Annotated in this window: 21 protein-coding genes; 9 read left to right on the top strand and 12 right to left on the bottom strand. The window is 34.8% G+C overall.

Going from position 1 to position 20,808, the window contains the following annotated elements; translation table 11 throughout:
* Positions 1-6: 6 nt before the first annotated feature.
* From G6O70_RS02665 to dnaA, 6 genes are all read right to left on the bottom strand, one after another.
* Positions 7-1,338 (bottom strand): 2-hydroxycarboxylate transporter family protein, encoded by a 1,332-nt coding sequence (locus G6O70_RS02665; protein ID WP_057869864.1) that lies wholly within the window; start codon positions 1,336-1,338, stop codon positions 7-9.
* A 26-nt stretch (positions 1,339-1,364) separates the two neighbouring features.
* Positions 1,365-2,990 (bottom strand): malolactic enzyme, encoded by a 1,626-nt coding sequence (locus G6O70_RS02660; protein ID WP_057869865.1) that lies wholly within the window; start codon positions 2,988-2,990, stop codon positions 1,365-1,367.
* Positions 2,991-3,404: 414 nt separating this feature from the next.
* Positions 3,405-4,247 (bottom strand): IS3 family transposase, encoded by an 843-nt coding sequence (locus G6O70_RS02655; RefSeq protein ID WP_219934264.1) that lies wholly within the window; start codon positions 4,245-4,247, stop codon positions 3,405-3,407.
* 20 nt (positions 4,248-4,267) lie between these two features.
* On the bottom strand, positions 4,268-4,792 hold the full coding sequence (locus tag G6O70_RS02650) for a helix-turn-helix domain-containing protein (RefSeq protein ID WP_219934272.1): 525 nt from the start codon (positions 4,790-4,792) through the stop codon (positions 4,268-4,270).
* Positions 4,793-4,888: 96 nt separating this feature from the next.
* On the bottom strand, positions 4,889-6,028 hold the full coding sequence (dnaN, locus tag G6O70_RS02645) for a DNA polymerase III subunit beta (protein ID WP_057870428.1): 1,140 nt from the start codon (positions 6,026-6,028) through the stop codon (positions 4,889-4,891).
* Positions 6,029-6,195: 167 nt separating this feature from the next.
* The gene (gene dnaA / locus G6O70_RS02640; protein ID WP_057870429.1) at positions 6,196-7,551 is read right to left on the bottom strand and encodes a chromosomal replication initiator protein DnaA; all 1,356 of its coding nucleotides are present in this window, start codon (positions 7,549-7,551) and stop codon (positions 6,196-6,198) included.
* A gap of 511 nt (positions 7,552-8,062) precedes the next feature.
* Between dnaA and rpmH the strand changes: the two genes are divergently transcribed.
* From rpmH to G6O70_RS12160, 6 genes are all read left to right on the top strand, one after another.
* Positions 8,063-8,197, top strand: coding sequence for a 50S ribosomal protein L34 (gene rpmH / locus G6O70_RS02635; RefSeq protein ID WP_010078018.1), 135 nt, complete (start codon positions 8,063-8,065; stop codon positions 8,195-8,197).
* Positions 8,198-8,261: 64 nt separating this feature from the next.
* Positions 8,262-8,603, top strand: coding sequence for a ribonuclease P protein component (rnpA, locus tag G6O70_RS02630; RefSeq protein ID WP_057870430.1), 342 nt, complete (start codon positions 8,262-8,264; stop codon positions 8,601-8,603).
* A gap of 23 nt (positions 8,604-8,626) precedes the next feature.
* Positions 8,627-9,460, top strand: coding sequence for a membrane protein insertase YidC (gene yidC, locus G6O70_RS02625; RefSeq protein ID WP_057870431.1), 834 nt, complete (start codon positions 8,627-8,629; stop codon positions 9,458-9,460).
* Between the two features lie 227 nt (positions 9,461-9,687).
* A complete protein-coding gene (locus tag G6O70_RS02620; RefSeq protein ID WP_057870432.1) occupies positions 9,688-10,029 on the top strand; it encodes a hypothetical protein in 342 nt (113 codons plus the stop codon).
* A gap of 131 nt (positions 10,030-10,160) precedes the next feature.
* Entirely contained in the window at positions 10,161-10,691 is a 531-nt protein-coding gene (locus G6O70_RS12165) for a helix-turn-helix domain-containing protein (protein WP_057870480.1), read from the top strand.
* Positions 10,634-11,575, top strand: coding sequence for an IS3 family transposase (locus G6O70_RS12160; RefSeq protein WP_309137219.1), 942 nt, complete (start codon positions 10,634-10,636; stop codon positions 11,573-11,575). Before G6O70_RS12165 ends, G6O70_RS12160 begins: the two co-directional genes overlap by 58 nt.
* 125 nt (positions 11,576-11,700) lie before the next feature.
* Here the strand turns inward: G6O70_RS12160 and G6O70_RS02610 are convergent, their stop codons facing one another.
* A complete protein-coding gene (locus G6O70_RS02610; RefSeq protein ID WP_057870118.1) occupies positions 11,701-13,608 on the bottom strand; it encodes a M13 family metallopeptidase in 1,908 nt (635 codons plus the stop codon).
* A gap of 57 nt (positions 13,609-13,665) precedes the next feature.
* Positions 13,666-14,520 carry an aldo/keto reductase gene (locus tag G6O70_RS02605; RefSeq protein ID WP_057870119.1) on the bottom strand — a complete coding sequence of 285 codons (855 nt, stop codon included), beginning with the start codon at positions 14,518-14,520 and terminating at the stop codon, positions 13,666-13,668.
* A 315-nt stretch (positions 14,521-14,835) separates the two neighbouring features.
* Between G6O70_RS02605 and G6O70_RS02600 the strand changes: the two genes are divergently transcribed.
* On the top strand, positions 14,836-15,282 hold the full coding sequence (locus G6O70_RS02600) for a MarR family winged helix-turn-helix transcriptional regulator (protein WP_057870120.1): 447 nt from the start codon (positions 14,836-14,838) through the stop codon (positions 15,280-15,282).
* A gap of 302 nt (positions 15,283-15,584) precedes the next feature.
* On the opposite strand, the gene lrgB is transcribed toward G6O70_RS02600, so the two are convergent.
* The 4 genes from lrgB to G6O70_RS02580 form a co-directional block, all read right to left on the bottom strand.
* Positions 15,585-16,307, bottom strand: coding sequence for an antiholin-like protein LrgB (gene lrgB / locus G6O70_RS02595; protein ID WP_057870121.1), 723 nt, complete (start codon positions 16,305-16,307; stop codon positions 15,585-15,587).
* Positions 16,291-16,764 carry a CidA/LrgA family protein gene (locus G6O70_RS02590; RefSeq protein ID WP_083481941.1) on the bottom strand — a complete coding sequence of 158 codons (474 nt, stop codon included), beginning with the start codon at positions 16,762-16,764 and terminating at the stop codon, positions 16,291-16,293. The genes lrgB and G6O70_RS02590 overlap by 17 nt, the downstream gene beginning before the upstream one ends.
* A gap of 123 nt (positions 16,765-16,887) precedes the next feature.
* Entirely contained in the window at positions 16,888-17,616 is a 729-nt protein-coding gene (locus G6O70_RS02585) for a LytR/AlgR family response regulator transcription factor (RefSeq protein ID WP_057870123.1), read from the bottom strand.
* 281 nt (positions 17,617-17,897) lie between these two features.
* Positions 17,898-18,371 carry a MerR family transcriptional regulator gene (locus tag G6O70_RS02580; RefSeq protein WP_057870124.1) on the bottom strand — a complete coding sequence of 158 codons (474 nt, stop codon included), beginning with the start codon at positions 18,369-18,371 and terminating at the stop codon, positions 17,898-17,900.
* Positions 18,372-18,551: 180 nt separating this feature from the next.
* On the opposite strand from G6O70_RS02580, the gene G6O70_RS02575 reads away from it, so the two are divergent.
* Positions 18,552-20,036 carry an MDR family MFS transporter gene (locus G6O70_RS02575; RefSeq protein ID WP_057870125.1) on the top strand — a complete coding sequence of 495 codons (1,485 nt, stop codon included), beginning with the start codon at positions 18,552-18,554 and terminating at the stop codon, positions 20,034-20,036.
* Positions 20,033-20,779, top strand: a complete 747-nt coding sequence (locus tag G6O70_RS02570) for a DUF4811 domain-containing protein (RefSeq protein WP_057870126.1) — start codon at positions 20,033-20,035, stop codon at positions 20,777-20,779. Before G6O70_RS02575 ends, G6O70_RS02570 begins: the two co-directional genes overlap by 4 nt.
* Positions 20,780-20,808 lie beyond the last annotated feature (29 nt).

The raw sequence follows: 20,808 nt of genomic DNA, 5'->3' as shown, positions 1-20,808 counted from the left end.
TTCCAATTAGTGTAAAAATTGTATCAAGATTCCAGCAACAACAAGTATGATTGCTCCACCTAGACGATTTCCCATTTGTGCAAAAGCTATTAATTCCATACGGTTTGATGCTGAAAGAACCGCAACATTACCTGTACCACCCATACTATTATTGCAAAGACCAGCTGTTATAATTGACTCTACTTCATACAAACCAAATAATTTACCAATCAATGCACTAGCAATCGATATAGTTAAGATACTTGTAACTACAAGCACTACGAACTGCCATGTTAATGCATGTGCTAAAAGTGTTAGATTAAGTAAAGCTATTCCTATTCCTGCAAGAACAGCGTGCGTTAAGTTCTTAACAATTAATTGGTTGAATATAATTGCAGCATCCTCGTAATATTTTGGCAAGATATTAGTTGCTTTGCAGATAAAAACAATAATAATAATAAATGCATATGTGTGTACTTTTGGTGTAAAGCTATTAAAGATTGTTGCAAGCATGAAAAATGATAATGCCATCATCATTCCAACACCAAATTGCATAATATCAAGCTTCACTTTACGTGGTTTAGTAAACTCTGGATCAATCTCCATCAAAACACCTTGTCCGTTATACTTAGGGAAAGATTCACCAAGTTTGGCAACTAATGCAGCAGCTATAATCGCCAAAACATTTCCTGCTGCCGAAGCTGGTATGAGTTGTGAAATCATATTAGCTGCAGGTTGTCCAAGTACATGACCATAAATATTAGATAATGGTACAACGCCTGCACCAATTCCACCAGCCATAATTGGTAGTGAAACAAACATTACTGAATGTCCAAAACCATTACCAATTAGCATTCCCATTAGACCCACTGCAAAAAATGTAATTATCATTGAAAGGAAAGCTACAGGAATGAAGCGAACGGAAGCTTTAATCAAAAGATTCCGATTCATCCCAAGAATACTACCACTAATCAGCGCAGCAATGTAAAAGTCTAAAAAGCCCTCATTGCTGACAAAATTAGAAGCAACTTTAACAGCATCAGCAGGAATAATTCCAAAAGTAGCCATCGCTGCTGAAGCAAAAATACAAAATACGGAACCTCCACCCAAATAACTATTAAAAACAGGAATCTTCTCTCCAATAAAATAAAGTACATGACCTAAAACAACTAGCAATACAATTGCACCTAAAATCGTATTAGGCAGCCTGTGCAAAAAGATTGTTGCTGCAAGAATTACCAGCATTACTATATAAAGCGGCATTCCAACACCGCTAATTTTGATTGAAAAAAATTTTTTTAGAGCCGATTCACTCACTTCTTTTTCCTCTGTCTGTTCTATTTTCTTTACTTCTTCCATGTGTTCATCCTCAAATTATCCCGCTTTTAATATTCTGGAGTCCACTTCATATCAGCAACGGCTTTTTTTGCATCAGTAATTTCTTCACGATTCAAGCCTTGTGAAACTACACTTTCAGCAGTTGCTTCAGCAATAATTTGTGAGAATTTTGTAAGTTGTGAAACTGGTGGTAAGACTGCTGCGCCAGCTTCATTTGCATCAACTAGTCCACCAAGTGCATGAATTGCTGCCGAAATCGTTTCTTGTGTCAATTTTTTAGCTGTAGAAGCCACTAATCCAAAACCTAATCCCGGATAAATTAAGGCATTATTTCCCTGTCCAATATGATAAGTAGTCCCATTATATTCAACATCTGCAGCTGGAATTCCGGTTGAAATAAGTGCCTTTCCATTGGTCCATTTAATTAAATCTTCTGCCTTAGCCTCTGCCAACTTTGTAGGATTTGAAAGTGGGAAAATAAGTGGACGCTCTGTATGTGCTGCCATTTCTTTAACAATTTCTTCTGTAAATGTCCCTGGTTGAGTAGAAGTTCCCACCATAACCGAAGGATGTACTGCTTTAACAACAGCTGCAAGATTTGTTAACTCCTCTGCATTTGCAAATTCAGAACGATCTCGTGTAAAAGCTTTTTGTGCGGGTGTTAAATCAGGAGTATCGTTAAATAACAAACCTTGCTTATCAACCAAGTAAAAATGCTTACGTGCTTCTTCTTTTGTTAATCCTTCTTGGACAAGTTCGTTAAGAATTTGATTAGCAATCCCCATACCTGCTGTACCTGCACCAAATGTTAAGAACTTTTGATCCTTTAGTCCCTGCTTTGAAATCTTCATTGCACCAATTACAGCAGCTAAAACAATCATTCCAGTTCCTTGAATATCATCATTGAATGTTGCAATTTTGTCTTTGTAGCTATCCAAAATAACTTGTGCATTTGCACGTCCAAAGTCTTCAAAGTGAAGAAGTGATTCAGGGAAAACTCTTTGTTGTGCTTCTACAAATTTATCAATAAAATCTAGAAATGGTTTACCTGCAACTCGTGCATGTCGATTTCCCAAGTACATCGGATCACTAATTAATTTTTGATTGTTTGTACCAGAATCAATACTTACTGGTAATACTTGTGCTGGATTGATGCCAGCTGCAGCTGTATAAACCATTAGTTTACCAACAGCAATATCGACACCGTTTACTCCCCAATCACCCATACCTAAAATACCTTCTGCATCCGTAACAACAATTAAGCGAATATCACGACCATCAGAAGCATTTTTTAAGGTAGTTTCAATATCTTCAGGACGATCAATTGACAAAAATGCTGCTTGTTGAGGATTTGTATAGATTTCGTTATATTGTTCAATTGAATCTGCAACAACTGGATCATAAACAACAGGCATAAATTCAACAACATGTTGGTCCATCAGATGATAAAATAATGTAACATTTTCGTTGAAAAGATTCATCAAGAAAATTCTTTTTTCAAGAAGACTTGGTTTACTTTGAAATTGAGCGTAAACTTGCTCTGTTTGTTCTTCAAGAGTTTGTATCTTGCTTGGTAGGATTCCTACTAAACCTAATTTTTCACGTTCTTCTTTTGTAAATGCAGTTCCCTTATTTAAAAAAGGATTACGTAATATTTCATAACTTTTCAACATAAATTAACTCTCCTTATTTTTTAAAATTTCCATTGTTCACTATTGCACATAAGGAATATACACGTATACTTCAGATATAGTCAAAAATTGAAGTTATTATAAATAAATATTATATGTAAAGTAGTATTAACCAGTATCATTGAATATCTAAAATTTATAATTACTGGAACTTATCTTATATGTGGCGATAAATAGCTGGAAAATATTCATTAACAAAAAAACAAAAGGCTGTGCCAAAAGTTAAATTTTGACTCAGCCTCGCTAATTATTCCATATAAACGTGTTCCATAAGTCAAAATTCTTCGTCTATCTTCGAATTACTCATAGCAAAGTACTCGCTATGTTCATAATTTCGGGTTAGTACTCAAATTTTCCCGACTTTGTACTGCCTTAAAAAAGTTGGACATGTTTGTTTTAATTGTTAGTTAGATACTGTTTACGATATTCAACTGGAGTTAATCCATGCCGCTTAAGTGAAATTCGCTGGGTATTATACCAAGCAACATAATGTTCCACTAACGTACTTAGTTCATTGAGAGAAGTAACCTTAATGCGCCTTAAACACTCACGTTTAAGCATACTGAAAAAGCTCTCAACTGGAGCATTGTCTAAACAATTTCCCTTACGGGACATGCTTTGAATGAAATGATGATGTCTTAGTTTAGCTTGATAATTGGTCATTTGATATTGCCATCCTTGATCAGAGTGTAGAATTGGTTTAGTTGTTGCGGGAATCTTTTTAATGACTGTCTCAAGGGTTTGATCGATTAAAACACGATTGGGTGTTGAACTAACTTTAGCGGCTAAAACTTCATTACTAGCCTCATCAATAACTGTCGAAATATAACCCCATTTTCCACACGTAAGTTTAAACTGACTGACGTCAGTATGCAAAACAGTATATGGTTTATGGGCCTTGAATTGTTGCTTGAGCAAGTTAGGTACCACCTGTCCAACATGACCATGATATGAGTTGTACCGACCAGAATGTTTTGAAAAAAGAGTAACTTTCAGACCCATAGAAAACATAATTTTACGAACAGTTTCTAGACAAAGTTTAACATGATGCTGTTTTAAAACAAATCTCATGCGACGATAACCATAAGTTTGATGAGAGCGGGCAAATTCTTGCCGAATAATTTGTTTAACCTGACGATATTTATCAGGCCGGTTTAGACAAGCTAAATGATAGTAATACGTCGAACGCGCAAGTCCCGCAACTTTTAAGAGCGTAATAAAGGGATAATCACGCCGCAATTCGTTAATTGTTTTAACTTTTAGTGCTGTTTTTTGTTTCGAATTACGGCATCCAATTTTTTTAGATAAACATTCTCAATTTTAGTATAGGAAAGTTCCTGTTCTAAATGTCTGATTTGTTTTTGTTGTCTCTCTATTAACTGTTGTTCGGTCTTTTTCTTGGATGTTTCTTTCTTTTTCTTAACCATCTTGGGTCGTCCTATCTTAGATGAAATTACGGCTTTAATTCCAAATTGCCGCATTAATTTAAGCCAATTATAAACGACTGTGTGGCTGATATTAAAGTGGATGGCTGTTTTTTGAATACTGGTAGAATGGTTCAAGTAATATGTAATAACCGCTACCTTGAAATCATTAGAATAGTGCCGGCGTTTAAGCTGTTTAAGTCCGGTAGGACCAAAAGCTTTATAACGCGACACCCAAATTACTAATGGAGTATCACTCGGCATCTTATATTTCAGACACAGTGTGTGGAGTGAATTTTCACCATTTAAATATTCTTTAACTACTTTCAACTTAAAGCTGTAGGTATAATTACGTGTCAAAAAAGCACCTCCAAAACTTGATTTACATGTCCAAGTTTTGTAAGGCACTTCACTTATGTCACACTCCCTTGTTTTTAGGTTTTTTATTTAGCAATTTTAGTAAGTTCTAACCGGTGTGATCAACTGGATAAAGTGTTCTTGATCTTCACTAGGTACCAGTGTGAATGGACGCAACGGAGCATTAAACGAAATTGTAATTGTACTTTGTCCAAAAGATCTGAGTGCATCTTTCATGTAATCTGGATTAAATGAAATTTCAATATCATTTCCTGCTAGTTTTTGGAATTTTAATTCCTCTTCAACATTTCCTATCTCAGGTGAATTACTATAAATTGTTGCTTTTTGATTTTCAGTATTCAAAGCTAATTTTACAACATTATTCTGACCTGCATGTGATAGCAAAGAGGCTCTTTCAATGGAGGCAAGAAATTCACTCGCATTAAAGTCAATTTCAGTATCTGAATCTTTTGGAATTAAACGATCTGTGTCCGGATAATTTCCTTCAAGTAAACGAGAATAGAAGGTCGTATTATTAAATTCAAATAAAACTTGATTTTCTGATATTCTGACCTCAACTTGGGCGACATCCTCACCAATCATTTTTGATAACTCACTAAGAGATTTTCCCGGAATAATAATATCATAAGTTACACTATCAGCTACATTTATTGCAATTTTACGTTGACTTAAACGATGGCTATCTGTTGCAACTGCAGATAATTGTCCATTTTTAATGGCTAGATGTACACCCGTAAGAATTGGGCGACTTTCTTGTGTTGAGACTGCAATAACAGTTTGCCCAATAATTTGTTTTAGAATATCACTCTCAAGATTCAATGTATCTTCTGCATTGATTTCTGGTAAATGAGGATAATTTTCTGCATTTAGTCCCTTAATTGAAAATGACGCTGTTCCTGATAAGATTTCTGTTTGGTAATTCTCTGTTACTTCTAAAGTTAGTGTATCTTCGGGAAGTTTCTTGATGATTTCACTAAATATTCTGGCAGTTAAAACTACTTGCCCGGGTTCTTCAACTTGTAATTGTGCTTTATCATCTTCAGCAGGAATAAAAGTCTCAATTGAAATATCAGCATCACTACCTGTAAGTGTTAAGCCTTTTGCTTCTAATTTTAGTTTAAGACCTGTAAGTATCGGAATAGTTGTTTTTGTTGAGATTGCTCTTTGAACGTCGGTCAGACTTTTAATGAATTCGAGTCTATTTACTGTAAATTTCATGAAGTGCCTCCTAAGTGTATATATATTAATTATAAAAGAGATAGTAATAGTAGTAGGGCCTGTTGATTCTGTGGAAAACTAAATAATAGCTTGGAATTTAAAAGATATGCACATGTGTATATCTTGTGTATAAGTACGTTTTTTGTTCACAGTAATTCACAACCCAATTATTTTTTTAATTTGCTCTTTAGGTCGTTAACTTCTCGTTGTAATTCAGAATCGGTATTTAATGCGCCTGAAATTTTCTCATGGGCATGAATAACTGTCGTATGATCTTTTCCGCCAAATTCATGACCAATTTTAGGTAGTGAAGCATCTGTAAGTTCACGTGCAAGATACATCGCTATTTGCCGCGGAATTACAATATTCTTGACCCTTTTCTTTCCTTTTAAATCACCGATGGAGATGTGATAATACTTGGCTACTTTATCTTGGATAACTGAAATAGAAATCTCATTTGATTTTCCGTTTAATTTTAAGTTCTTTAAGGCATCAGCTGCTAAACTTGTAGAAATTGGTAAGTGAGTCATTGAAGAATAGGCTTGTACTCGAACTAAGGCACCTTCTAATTCACGAATATTTGAGTCAATTTGTCCGGCAATATAGCTTAACGTGTCATCTGGAATATCCAAGTCATCAGCGTCAGCCTTGTTACGAAGAATTGCAATTCTAGTTTCAAGGTCAGGTGGTGTTATATCAACGGATAATCCCCATTTAAAGCGTGAGACAAGTCTTTTTTGCAGTTTAGGAATTTCATTCGGCAAGCGATCTGATGAAAGAACGATTTGCTTTTTATCGTCATATAGTGCATTGAAAGTATGGAAGAATTCTTCCTGTGTTCCTTCTTTATCAGCAAAAAATTGAATATCATCCACTAAAAGCAAGTCAACACTGCGATATTCTTTACGAAATTCTTCCTGACGTTTTGTTTGGATAGAATTAATAAAATCATTAGCGAAGGCTTCGCTAGTAACATATTTAACCTTTGCCTGCGGATTATTAGTCAACATCTGATGACCAATTGCATGCATTAAATGGGTTTTTCCTAAACCAACACCACCAAAGAAGAACAGGGGATTATATAGTGCGCCAGGTTCTTCTGCAACGACTAAAGCTGCGGCGTGAGCCATCTGATTTCCTTTTCCAATAACGAACGTGTCAAAAGTATATTTTTCATTTAATTTTGTCTCGCGCATAAAAGTTGGTCGTGAATCAGCTAATTTAGTGTTTTTTTGAATTCTATTATTGGAAAGACCTGACGTAAGTGGGTTTGGTTCATCTGGTAATTTTGCAATAACCGTGATGGTTTGGCCAATGGAATCAGCAACAAGAGAGACAACTTGTTTACTTAAATTAGCTTTCCAATAATCTTTATGTAGGGCAGTCGGGACTTCAATAATAAGTGTTTGCGATGAAAATGCGATTGGTTTAACGGCTTTAAGCCAAGTATTATAGCTAATCGTAGATAATTTTGTTTTAAATTCATCACAAATGTACTGCCATAAGGTTTCAAGATCAGGCACATAGATACCTCCTTTGATGTAATGTTCACTATAACAGTCTAGCATTTTTTTGAAAAGTTTTCCACAGGTATGTATAAAAGAAAGAAACAAAGGACACAGGGTGTCAATTAATTATCCACAAGAAGAAAAAGCTAATAAAAAAAGGCCAGCTTTGTTCGGGTTATCCACAAAGAACTAATTGAGAATTGAGGCTGATATAGCAATGTTTTTTGCAGTTTTGCACAGCTAGATGTTCTTTTGTGGATAAACTATAAACAAGCTGTGTATTAGGGTAAAAGGTTGTTAAATGTGTTGTGGAAATAAAAAATGATTAAAAAAGAAATCCACAGAGAATAAGCATCTTTAAATATTTTTGTGGATAACTTTGAAGAATGGAGATTTAAAATAACTTTAACCCACAGACAATTTATGATAAGATGTCTTGAGTAGATAGGGACTTGACAAAAGCTGTTTTTTTTAGTAGGATTTTCAGTATCATTGTTAAGTGTCTAGCAAGGAGGTGGAAAATCTAATGAAGAGAACATATCAACCTAAGAAACGTCATCGTCAAAGAGTGCATGGCTTCCGCAAACGTATGAGTACAAGTAACGGTCGCGCTGTTTTAGCACGTAGACGTCGTAAAGGTAGAAAAGTATTGTCTGCATAGGCCACTGACCGTCAGTGGTCTTTTATTTTGATGTAGATTTTTATACGACACATGGAGATGGATTATGCGAAAATCATACCGTGTCAAAAAAGAAGCGGATTTTCAAAAGGTATTCATGCAAGGGAAGTCTTGTGCGAATCGACAATTTGTTGTTTATGTAATTGATAAACCAGGTCAATTACATTTTAGAGTTGGGATATCTGTAGGGAAGAGAATTGGAAATTCAGTAGCACGTAATTGGGTTAAGCGAAGAATTAGACAGAGCTTAACGGAACTAAAACCTGATTTACGGCAGGATTGTGATTTTATAATAATTGCGCGTCCACCGATTTCGGGTGTGTCAATGACTGATACCAAGAAAAACTTGATACATGTCCTACGTCTAGCTCATGTTTTGCTGAAATAAGCTTGTGAAGTGAGGGGAATGTAGTGAAAAAAACAAAACGGATTCTCACGCTGTTATGTGTTGTGGGACTGGTTTTTATTTTAAGTGGTTGTAGTACGTCAACAGTAACTCAAAATAGCTCTGGTATATGGGATCATTACATAATCTGGAGTTTTATCCAAGCAATCGTCTTTTTAAGTAAGATTTTTGGTAATAGTTATGGGTTAGGCATAATTTTGTTTACAATCATTATTCGTGTCATTCTTTTGCCACTTATGGTTTATCAAATGAAGAGCATGAGAAAAACGACAGAATTGCAGCCGCAGTTGAAAGCATTACAAAGTAAATATTCTACAAAGGATATGGAAACACAGAATAAATTACGTGCGGAACAACAAAAGCTGTATGCTGAAGCTGGAGTTAATCCAGTTGCAGGTTGTCTGCCAATGGTGATACAAATGCCAATCCTAATTGCGTTGTATCAAGCTATTTTGAGATCTGAGGTTTTGAAAAGTGGAACATTTTTATGGATGAAACTTGGAGATAAGGATCCATATTTTATTTTGCCAATCTTAGCTGCGATATTTACGTATTTAACTTCTAAGCTGAGCATGATGTCACAACCAGAAAAAAATGGAATGACTACTGCAATGACATATGGGATGCCGATATTTATCTTAATAACTGCTGTCTCTTTGCCTTCAGCACTATCGCTTTATTGGGTGATAGGAAATGCCTTTTCAGCAGGACAAACACTATTAATAAGTAATCCATTTAAAATTAATCGTGAACGTGAAGAAAAGAAAAAAGTTGAAAAAGATAAAAAGAGAGCCATAGAAAAAGCAAAGCGAAGAGCTTATAAAAGTAAAAGAAAATAGAGATATCGGTTTTTGAGTAACAGTAAAAATTAGTATCAATCTTGGAACTAGAAAAAGCCAATAATTGTTGATTTTAATTAAATCCAACAGTTATTGGCTTTTTTGTACAATAATTATTTTTTAAATTAATTAATAATAATTTTAATTATATGATTAATTAACAAAAAATATTTTTTAAGAGAGTATACTAAGATAGTTATTACATAGTAGTTCAGGAGGAGTTTGTGTTGAAGAGAACGAGACATGTTGTAGTAAGTTTTGTGAGTATAATTTGTTTACTTGTGCTTTTTGCATTTATACGTTCACTAGGAACAACTTATATTGAATCAAGCCATACATCTTATGAAATTAATGGGATGAAAAATGGTCTCAACTCTACTAAGTTCAATAAAGCAATTGATAGTTATACGAAAAAACATAAGATCTCAGCCATTAAGGTTTTTAGTGTACCGATTGTAGATGGTAGAAATGATACAAGTACCAGGATGTATGTATATGGGGAAAAAAGAAAGCTTCCAGCAGGAACTAAAGCAACAAAGAATGAATTATGGTTGCTTAACGAGGCTTAGTCTACAAAATCCTTCAATTATATTGGCTGATGAACAGGTTAATATCTTGGATTTTAAATAAAAAAGAGATGAAGTGTGAATGCTTATCTGAAGTGAACCCCCGAGATTGGACAACAATCTCGGGGTTTACTATGACTAAATTTAATTTAGAGTTACGGATTTCTATTGTGACAGAATATTTAACGGGTATTAGTTCCATTCAATTGGCCAGAAAATACCATATTGCCAACAATGAAACGATTCTCCTATGGGTTCATCGCTTTAATCGTTTTGGCATTGCAGGATTAAAACCGAAATCTATGAATTTGGAATACTCTAGTGAATTCAAGATAGAAGTATTAAACTGGAAACAACAGCACAAAGCTTCGCTTCCAGAAACAGCACTACATTTCAACCTCTCTTCACCAAGTACTATCTGGCAATGGCAAAGAAAGTTTGATTTAGAGGGGCTCAGTGGACTAAATAGAGTGAGAGGAAATCCAAAGACTATGTCTAAACATAAAAAAGTGACCAAACCCACAACGGCACAAATCCAAGCACGCCACGATAAAAATGAGTTAAAGCAACTCAAGCAAGAAAATAAGATGTTAAGAATCGAGAACGAATTTTTAAAAAAACTCGATGCCTTAGATCACGAAAAATCAGCTCACGAGAAACCGTGACCTTAATTGATGATCTGAGGCGGGTCTTCAAAACGTCGATTAGTTTTATCCTTAAAGCCGTTAAGGTACCACGTAGCACGTACTATTACACTAAGCACAGTCAGGGACGAGAATATGAGAATGACCAGGTTATCCAAGCCATTGATGAAATTCGGCAAACAGATGCCAAGTATACTCAAAAATACGGTTACCGTCGCATAACGTTAGTTATGCATGAACAGGGATTTAAAGTTAATCATAAACGCGTCCTCCGAATTATGAAGGAGCAAGGCTGGACATGTCAGGCCTTTAATAAGCAAACTCGCAAATATAACTCATACAAAGGAACTGTTGGTAGAATAGCCAAAAATAAGTTACACCGTCGATTCAAGACAGATCGACCATATCAAAAACTCGTCGCCGACGTTAGTGAATTTCGATACGGTCAGATGAGTCAAAGTGAGCGAATCTATTTAGAACCCATCATGGATTTATTTTCGGGTGAAATTTTGGCATTTAACATTAGTGCACACCCAACTCTTGAATTTGCGTTGAAACCACTAAAAGAAGCATTAGATGGATTACCTGAGCTTCCTTATAGAACAACGGTACACACAGATCAAGGATTTCAGTATCAACATAAACAGTGGCAAAAAACGCTTAAAACTCATCATACCTTTCAGAGTATGTCCCGTAAGGCTACCTGCTTAGATAACGCCGCCATGGAATCATTTTTTCATCTCATGAAAGCAGAGATGATGGATGAACACTTCGAAAATTCAGAGAGTCTCGCGCAAGCGATGACTGAATGGATTGAATTTTATAATAACCGTAGAATCAGGACCAAACTAAAAGGCAAGTCACCGGTACAATACCGAGAACTTGCCAATCAGTTAGCAGCTTAATTTAGTTGTCCAAACTTGTGGGTTCACTTCAGATCAAAATTTCGATCTAGTACCTTTTTTGATTACTATGAATAGCTGTGTTTCTAAAGTCAAAAGCTTATCTCTTTTTGGAAATATCAGCAATTCTACCAGATTACAACTCGTTTTTCTTCTGGTAGATACATTCCATCTCCAGACGAAATATTGAATGTTGAGTAAAAATCAGCCAAGTTTTGTGGTTGGATATTTGCTCTTAATTCATGAGGTGCATGGACATCGATATTGAGCAGTAACTTCTGTCTTTCTAATGAGGATTTGAGGCACCACACACGAGCCCAGTTGAAGAAGAAATCTTTGAGATTTACATCTTCTTCTTTCTTGGCAGCTTCAAGCGCACAATTTAGGCCACCAACATCAGCGATGTTTTCTGAAACAACTAATTTACCATTTACTTTGCCTGCAGGGGTTTCAAGTCCATCGAATTCAGCGATCATTGCATCAGCAAGTTTTTGGAAATGTTCTAAATCTGAATCGCTCCACCAATTATTTAAATTCCCAAATTCATCAAAATGAGAACCGTTGTTATCAAAAGCATGAGAGATTTCATGAGCAATAACAGCTCCAATTCCACCAAAATTCTCACTTGATGATTGATTTAAGCTATAAAAGGGTGCTTGTAAAATTGCAGCAGGAAAGACAATAATATTATAAGAAGGATGATAATAAGCATTGACAGTAGATGCACTCATTTCCCACTCTGTTCGGTCAACAGGTTTTTTCCATTTATTGTAATGTTCAATAATGGATAAACGGGTAAATTTGAGAGTATTGCTGAAGAGGTCAGTTCCTTCAACAATAAGTTTCTTGTAAATTTCTTTTAGTTTATCGGGATAGCCAACTTGAATTCCAAGTTTCTCTAATTTTAGGATAGCCTTCTTACGTGTCTCTTCTCCCAGCCACTCATTGTTTTGCAGGCGTTCTTTGTAGATATTAATCATTTTTTTGACCATCTCAGTTACATCTGCTTTTGCTTCTGCTCCGAAATACTTATGTGCATAATATAAGCCGACTACTTGACTATAAACATTAACCGCCTGATAAAAAGCACTTTTTTGTGGTGACATTGGTTCCTTGCTTCCCGAGATTGCTCTAGAATATTCACCTGAGATAATTCTCGCTTCATCAGAAAGAGAAGAACTCACTGATAATAAGGTTTTTGAGAGGAGCCAGCTACGCATATTATCAAAAGCTTCAGGATTAATAATTTTATCAAAAGCTTCATAGAATTTTGGTTCCGCGACAATAACTTGGTCAGGATCATCATGAATTAGTGTTTCAATATAATTCTTCAAATTGATATTATCACTGAATTTAAGGAAGTCAGTAAAAGTATATTTGTTGTAACTCTTTACGTAATCTGCTAATTCGGTACTGTCTTTTACATAGGGAACAATTGACCTATCGAAAGCAAGTGTGCCGGTAATTATTTTATCAGTAGCATCGGCAGAATATCCAGCAAGTTTAAAAAGCTTGGTCAACATCTTGGTATAAATATCGAGAAGGGCCTTTGAAGATTCATTATCTTCTTCATAATAGGTTTTATCTGGGAGAATCAGACTAGGAACATCTGCAGTTAGCGCGTAAGCAGTTGTATTCTTCATATCAGGTTCAAGATAAATTGAAAATGGCATTGGATAATCTGCGAGCGTCAATGAACCGAGCTGTTTTTCCCAAGTTTCAAAAGAATCTAGCTGTTCAATTACAGATAAATAACTTTTGACAGGCTCAAAACCAGCAGCATCTCTCTTTTTAAAGTCCGAAGTTAACGCGTAGAACTTTATGAATTCTTTCAGATAAGGGTCTGTTACACTATCAGGATTTGTTAACATCTTTTCAAAGTCTGACATTAGTAATTTTTCAATGTTATCAGCTAAATCTGCAAATCCGCCAGTAGAGGATTTATCTGCAGGAATTTTGGCGGTTTTTAACCATTCACCATTTACTGCCTGATATAAATTCTCTTTTATTAAATCTTTATTTATCGTTTTTGTCATAAACACGCTTCCTTTTTTCAAAATAAACAGAATAACTAAACCTAAAGATAAATTAGATTAGAATTCAGCTTTATCGGGATCGACAACATAGCCGACAATTCCCTCTAGACTATCAATTGTATCCATATCTGATTCAGATAATTCAAAATCAAATAAATGCGAATTTTCTTCAATTCGATCTTCATGAATTGATTTAGGAAGAGGCAAGAATCCGTGTTGTAAGGACCAACGAAGGCAGACTTGGGCAACTGTTTTATTATTTTTTTCAGCAATTTCATTCATTGTTTTATCTGTAAAAATCTTACCCGTACCAAGAGGACTATATGCTTCTAACAAAATTTCTTCGTTTCGACAATAGTTTATGAGCTCTTCATTGTAATCTCCAGGACAGATTCGAATCTGGTTAATCATTGGTTTGATTGTTTGTGTTTCTTTTAAAATATTAAAATGATGTTCTCTAAAATTGGAAACGCCAATAGCTTTTAATTTTCCGGCAGTGTAAGCATCTTCTAATGCACGCCAAGTATCTTGTAGATGCCTTTCCCAATCGGTGTCGCGAAACATCTTAGGATTTGGCCAATGAATCAAAAAAAGATCTAACGTAGAGACTTGAAGATCACTCAATGATTTTTCAATAGCTGCGGTTGCCTTTTCATAACTGTGTGCAGAATTAGATAATTTACTTGTTATAAAAAGACTATTACGAGAAACTCCACTTTCCTTAATAGCTGCTCCAATGCTTTTTTCGTTCCCATACATTTCAGCAGTATCAATATGGCGATAACCTGAAGATAATGCTGATTTTACAGCTACTTTTGCAATTGCTCCATCAGGTGTTTGCCAAGTACCGAAGCCAACAATTGGTATCTTTATACCATTATTTAGGGTATAAGTATCTATCAAACTTTTCATCGAAAAACCTCGCTTCCAAGTAATTATGAACCTTTGGTACTATTTTACTACATTAACAGATATTGTGGTAAAATGCTGTACAGTTTCAAAATAAAACGAAGAAATAAAGAATAATATTGTACAAGTATTATGAAAAAAAATGCTATAATAAAAAAGGTATTAGCGAATATATTTTTTGAAGATATCTTCAATATTTTTTATAAAAAGATATATAAGCTTATAACAGTGTTTTAATTCTTTACTAAAAATATATCGGAATTACACGTGTTTAATTGTATAATGAATAACGATATCTTGCGGAAGAAGGAGAATAACATGGGATTAGATCACAAGCCAGATAAATTGGATGATGAGCTTTGTTTTGCTATTTATACGGCACAAAAAATTTACAATAAGTTTTATGCGAGTGCACTAAAGGAATATAAGTTGACCTACCCGCAGTACATTACCTTGTTAACATTGTGGGAAAATGGCGAGCCTATGATGATTAAGGAAATTGGGGCAAAATTAAGTCTTGATAATGGGACCTTAACACCACTGCTAAAGAGGATGGAAAAGGATGGTTGGATAGAACGTAAACACAGCGAAGAAGATGGACGCCGCGTTTATATTATTTTGTCCAAAAAGGGTAAGAATAAGAAGTATGAGATTAAAGGTAAATTGACATCATGTTTTGCAAATGTTGACATGACGTCACAAGAATATAAAGACGATGTGTCTTTGATAAAAAGTATTGGAAGAAGACTGGATCCAGAAAGTTAGACGGAGATTTTTGACTTATGGAACACGTTTATACGGAATAATTAGCGAAATTGGGGCAAAATTTAACTTTTGGCACCGCCTTGGATAAGCAATCACTTTTCTAGTAAAGTGAAATATGTGAGCAGATCCGCATAGAATATTTATATACAAAGAGGCTAAGTCAAATTTTATTTTTTGACCTAGCCTCGCCGTGTTTATTTGGAGTAAATGTGTTCCATAAGTTAAATTATCTGTCTAGCTTTTTTAACAGCATACTTATGGCACACTTTTTTTAGTATTTTTATATTATGATCTTCTCTAAATCATAAGAAGATATGTGAAATTATAGGTACTAATAAATCAACAACTGCACCAATCACAACAACCGCAATTGCTGCCATCGAACCTTCGACAGAACCTATTTCAAGCGCAAATGCAGCACCAATTGTGTGACCTGAAGTTCCTAATCCAAGGCCCGCACCAATTGGATCAGAACCTAAGTGGAAAATCTTGAAGAGATATTTTCCGAGAGCATAGATAATGACGGCATTTAGAATACAAGCCATTGCGGTAATTGATGCATTGCCGCCAATTGCAGTAGAGATAGGTAAAGCAATCGCTGTCGTTGCTGCTTGAGGAAGCATTGAAGCAATGCTGGTGTGATTAAGCCCCATGAGTTTTGAAAAAGCGATGATTAACACTAAAGATAGGGTTGTTCCAATCAATAAACCAGCCAAGATATCTTTCCAATATTTTTTTACAATATCATTTCTTTTGTATAGAGGAATTGCAAAAGCAATAGTTGCAGGACTTAAAAACCAGAAAAGAATGTCTCCACCAGGTTTATAGGCTTTTTGATAAAAACTGGAAATATCTGTGTTAAGTAATTTTGAAAGTATGAATAATATAAAGATACCTAGTACCATTGCAACAAACAAAGGTTGGAATAAGAAGAAGCCTTTAAATTGTTTGAATAATTTCTGACCTATCAGATACACAAATAATGAAAGAAAAATTCCAAAAAAGATGTTAGTAAAGATTGCCATTATGATCATCTCCATTCGTTACCTGAGCTTTGTTAGCATATATTTTATTTGTAAGTACTTTGCGTTGTTTAGTTTTTTCTTGATGTGTGTGCAAGAAGATAAAGAGGCGTGTTGTATATGCAGTCACGACCAACAAAATGATTGTTGAGAACAGTACAACCATCACTAGTTGCACGCCTGCAGCTTTCATAATATCTAGGTTAGCTGCAAGCGAAATTCCAGAGGGGACAAAGAGAAAACCGATAATACTGATAAGAAAAGCACCTAAAGATTCAACCCACTCAATTTTAATGATTTTAAAGGTCAATAGGGAATATAAGATTATTAGCCCAATAACTGGGGTAGGAACAGGCATTGATGCCGGGAATAAGCTAGAAATAATATTTGAGATAAAGAGAATACCTGAGTAGATGCCCATCTGTAATAGAATAGGAGCTTCATTTTTTTTTGAATTCATTATAAATCATCCTCCTTTAATTATTTTCAAAGTAAGGATAACTTAAAATAGAGTAAAAAAAGTGGTTTACGGGGTTAATTGTAAAAAGAAAGGTGTGAGTTGCATATTTGATGGGTTGAATAACTACATGTTCAGGATGGATTTTAAGTTTTTTAGATACGAACGTCCTACCGGAATACGTTGTTTATTAGTTAATATTAGTACGAAGGTGTGGTTGAACCAAGGTTGAACTTCAACAATGGTATTAATGTTAACAATTGAACTGCGATGAACTTGAACGAAGTTTTGTTGATCTAGATATTCGCGCAGCCAAGAAAGAGTTTCATGTGAAACGTAAGTGTTGTCCATTGTATAAATTGATAAGAGTCCATTTTCCGTAACAGCTGCAACAACCTCATTACTTTTTATTACAACTGTACGATCCTCTGTCGGAATTGAAATAAATCGATTTTTTTCTGATAAGTGTTGTTCTTTTTTTTGTTTATCACGATTGAGGATAGCTAATTGAGCTTTTTTAATTGCTTGGTTAATCCGTCCTTGTTCAAAAGGTTTTAGGACATAATCAATTGCATTGATGTCAAAAGCTTGGACAGCATAATTTGAATATGCGGTTGCAAAAATTACAAAGGGAGAGACAGCCAACTGGTTGAGTTCATTAGCTAGTTTAAAGCCGTTTTCATTATTTAAAGAAATATCTAGAAACAATAAATCAACTTTTTTATTCAAGATGACATCAAGTGCTTCTTGAATACTTTCTGCTTGATATGTAGTTGTAACAGCAATGTTTTGTTTTAAAAGAAACTCTAATTCATTGCGGGCAAGAGGTTCATCGTCAATAATAAGAACATTCATTTATCTTCCTCCAAATAATGATTATGTAAATACAAATTAATTATACCGCAAAGAGAATCTATGGTGAAAGATGGGTAATAGAAATCTATTAAACAAAGATAGTAACTTATAATTGTAAGCAAATGGGAGTGTGACATAAATCAAGAAAATTTGAGTACTAACTCGAAGTTAGACGGAGAACTTTGACTTATGTTACACGCTTATCCGGAATAATTAACGAGGGTGGGTCAAAACTCAACTTTTGGCACAGCCTCGAGTACTTTGCAAATTACGGTACTACCTTATGCCAAGTCTTTTAAAATAAGTTTTGTTTTTGCATTCTTTCGAATAAGCGCATAAACATGTTTGTCTGGCATATCCTCTAGTGCTCCTAAATCTAATTCGTAGCCATCTTGGATAACTTTTACATCTAAGATTCTTTCTTTTAGAAATTGTTTTACGGCTTTACTCAAAAGGCTGTGTTCATTGGTTTTTTGCACAGCAGCACTTAAAGTATAGCCGTCATTGATGAAAGATTGAATCATTGATACTTTTAAAAAAGTAAAATGGCTATATTTTCGATGGCGGCGGTCACATTTGTTTGAATCATCTGTAGTTTCTTCAGGTTTTATATAGCCCCTTTCTTCCCAGTAGCGCAGTTGACGTTGTGAGACACCAGTTGCTTTTGATATTTCGCCAATGCCTAAAAGAAAATGTTCATTTTTTAGAATATCTTTGAATCTATCAACGTAAATATTAGTTTGTGCACTATCCATAATAATCTCCTTTGTAAGTTTATATTCAATAATTGTAACTTTTATTACTTATTTGTCAATTAATTTGACAAAGAAAAAAGATGAGTATATGATTTAAAAAAGTAAGATTTGTATTTTTTTCATATAAAGAAAACTAATACTTAATATTAATAGTACTTTGCAAAAGGGAGAGAACGTAAATTGGATAAATCAATTGATCAAAACGGAAAACCATATAATAGAGCACTTCTTGTGACTTTATTATTAGTTGGTTCGTTTTGTACGGTATTGAATCAAACAATCTTAACAACAGCATTTCCAACTCTTATGAAAACCTTTGATATCAATACATCTACTGTACAGTGGTTGTCATCAGGATTTATGATGGTCAGTGGGGTAATGATACCAATAAGTGCATGGCTTACAACAAGGGTGAATTCTAAAATATTGTATCAAAGTGCAATGTTTATTTTTTTGATAGGAACATTAATTTGTTATACAGCGTCTAATTTTAGCTTCTTGTTAATTGGTAGATTGGTGCAGGCTCTGGGTGTTGGTGTAACAATGCCATTATTACAGACGTTAATGTTAACAATCTTTCCTGCTAATAAACGTGGAGCTGCAATGGGGATGGCGGGACTGGTGATTGGTGTGGCCCCTGCTATTGGACCAACACTTTCTGGTTGGGTTATTGATAATTACAATTGGAGAGCATTATTTGGGATTTTAATTCCAATTTCTGCAATTGTGTTCATTGCAGGTTTTTGGCTGATGAAGAGTGTTTTACCAACACACAAAATTAAATTAGACTGGGTTTCAGCAATGCTTTCTACAGTTGGCTTTGGTAGTTTACTTTATGGATTTTCTGAAGTTGGCGAAAAAGGTTGGGGAAGTCCGGTAGTTATAATTGGTATCATAGTTGGTGTGCTTTTTGTCATAACCTTCGGTGTTCGTCAATTGCATCTAGAAAAACCATTCTTGGATTTACGGGTATTAAAAAATCCCGAATTTTCAATTGCCGCACTGTTAAGTTCTGTTTCGATGATGGCAATGATTGGTGTTGAAATGGTTTTACCATTGTATTTACAGACTGTTAGAGGAGAGAGTGCCTTTCATTCAGGTCTTACTCTACTGCCAGGGGCACTGATGATGGGGATACTGAGCCCAATTGCAGGTCGTGCTTTTGATCGAATTGGGGCAAAACGTTTAGCAATTACGGGCTTGTTCTTATTAACAGCCGGTACAATTCCATTTATGTTTGTGACAACAACGACACCTTTTGTCTATATAGTTACACTCTATGCACTTCGTATGGCAGGGATAGCAATGTCGATGATGACAGTGACGACATCTGGGATGAACTCATTACCTGTTAAGATGATGAGTAATGGAACAGCCGTAAATAATACTATTCGGCAGGTAGCATCATCAGTAGGTACGGCTATTCTAATTAGTATTTTAACAAATATTACTAAGAATGATATGCCAGCTAAGGCAATGCTTAAATCTGATCCATTAGCTTACAAAAATGCTGCTTTTTCGGCAACTTTAGGCGGTTATCATGCAGCCTTTATTGTGGCTTTAGGATTTAGTGCGTTTGGTCTTCTTGTAGCTTTCTTTGTAAGTAGCAGTACTCCAAATGAGATGTTGCACAAAAAGCAACCAGTTGGGGGTGACAAGAAATGATAATTTTTAGTGTAATTATTTGTGCCATACTGTTATTTGTTTCGATGATTAGTATTGATAAGGCTGTTTTAAGAAATGTCTTAAGTATTATTTTTGCTTTAGGTTTAGTGGTTTCGATGATTTTTATGATTGAAAATGATAAACGTCATTTTGGAATGCATAAGGTAGAAACTGTTAAAACCAGCAAATTAGTTTCGGCAGCTGCTTCAAAACAAATTAATTTGTTATTATACCAAGCAGTTGGTACTTCGGGTAAAGAAAAAGTGTACATCTATAAATCCAAAACAAGTCAGAAAAAAGCAACCACAACTAACCCAGATCCTTCAAAGACTCAAAATAAGGTGAAGAAGATAGCTGAAAATGCAAAACTCGTTACGAGAACATTCAGATGGGAATACAAAAATGACTTTTATAAGTTTTGGTTTGGAATCTCGGGAAATGGTCATAAATTAATTCGACATTACAATACATTTAAAATAAATGATAATTGGGCTGTTCTTAGCACTCAGCAAGCTAAGAAATTACAAAAATTAGCTAAAAGTGAGGACCAAGCTACGGTCCAAAAACAAGCTAAAGCATATGTTGAAGCACAAGTCAAAGAAAAGTTAACTGCAGCTTTAACGAAGAATCCAACCATGTCAACCCAAGAACAACAATCTTTAACTGCTAAGGCAAGTGCACAAGCGCAAAAAGATTTTAAGAAGCAGGCTTTGCAGGAGTTAATTAAGAAAGCAAAAGAATAGATATACTAGATTGGTAGTGAATTAAACAG

The organism is Liquorilactobacillus hordei DSM 19519 (assembly GCF_019443985.1).
GTDB lineage: Bacteria > Bacillota > Bacilli > Lactobacillales > Lactobacillaceae > Liquorilactobacillus > Liquorilactobacillus hordei.
This window is presented reverse-complemented; position numbering and strand designations above follow the sequence as displayed.

Bases quoted from the DNA above. Each gene is read 5' to 3' on its own strand.
- G6O70_RS12165 (WP_057870480.1), top strand. From the start codon at position 10,161: ATGACTAAATTTAATTTAGAGTTACGGATTTCTATTGTGACAGAATAT.
- G6O70_RS02590 (WP_083481941.1), bottom strand. From the start codon at position 16,764: ATGAATTCAAAAAAAAATGAAGCTCCTATTCTATTACAGATGGGCATC.
- G6O70_RS02570 (WP_057870126.1), top strand. From the start codon at position 20,033: ATGATAATTTTTAGTGTAATTATTTGTGCCATACTGTTATTTGTTTCG.
- G6O70_RS02660 (WP_057869865.1), bottom strand. From the start codon at position 2,990: ATGTTGAAAAGTTATGAAATATTACGTAATCCTTTTTTAAATAAGGGA.
- G6O70_RS02665 (WP_057869864.1), bottom strand. From the start codon at position 1,338: ATGGAAGAAGTAAAGAAAATAGAACAGACAGAGGAAAAAGAAGTGAGT.
- lrgB (WP_057870121.1), bottom strand. From the start codon at position 16,307: ATGGCAATCTTTACTAACATCTTTTTTGGAATTTTTCTTTCATTATTT.
- rpmH (WP_010078018.1), top strand. From the start codon at position 8,063: ATGAAGAGAACATATCAACCTAAGAAACGTCATCGTCAAAGAGTGCAT.
- G6O70_RS02585 (WP_057870123.1), bottom strand. From the start codon at position 17,616: ATGAATGTTCTTATTATTGACGATGAACCTCTTGCCCGCAATGAATTA.
- rnpA (WP_057870430.1), top strand. From the start codon at position 8,262: ATGCGAAAATCATACCGTGTCAAAAAAGAAGCGGATTTTCAAAAGGTA.
- G6O70_RS02600 (WP_057870120.1), top strand. From the start codon at position 14,836: ATGGGATTAGATCACAAGCCAGATAAATTGGATGATGAGCTTTGTTTT.
- G6O70_RS02610 (WP_057870118.1), bottom strand. From the start codon at position 13,608: ATGACAAAAACGATAAATAAAGATTTAATAAAAGAGAATTTATATCAG.
- dnaN (WP_057870428.1), bottom strand. From the start codon at position 6,028: ATGAAATTTACAGTAAATAGACTCGAATTCATTAAAAGTCTGACCGAC.
- G6O70_RS02605 (WP_057870119.1), bottom strand. From the start codon at position 14,520: ATGAAAAGTTTGATAGATACTTATACCCTAAATAATGGTATAAAGATA.
- G6O70_RS02580 (WP_057870124.1), bottom strand. From the start codon at position 18,371: ATGGATAGTGCACAAACTAATATTTACGTTGATAGATTCAAAGATATT.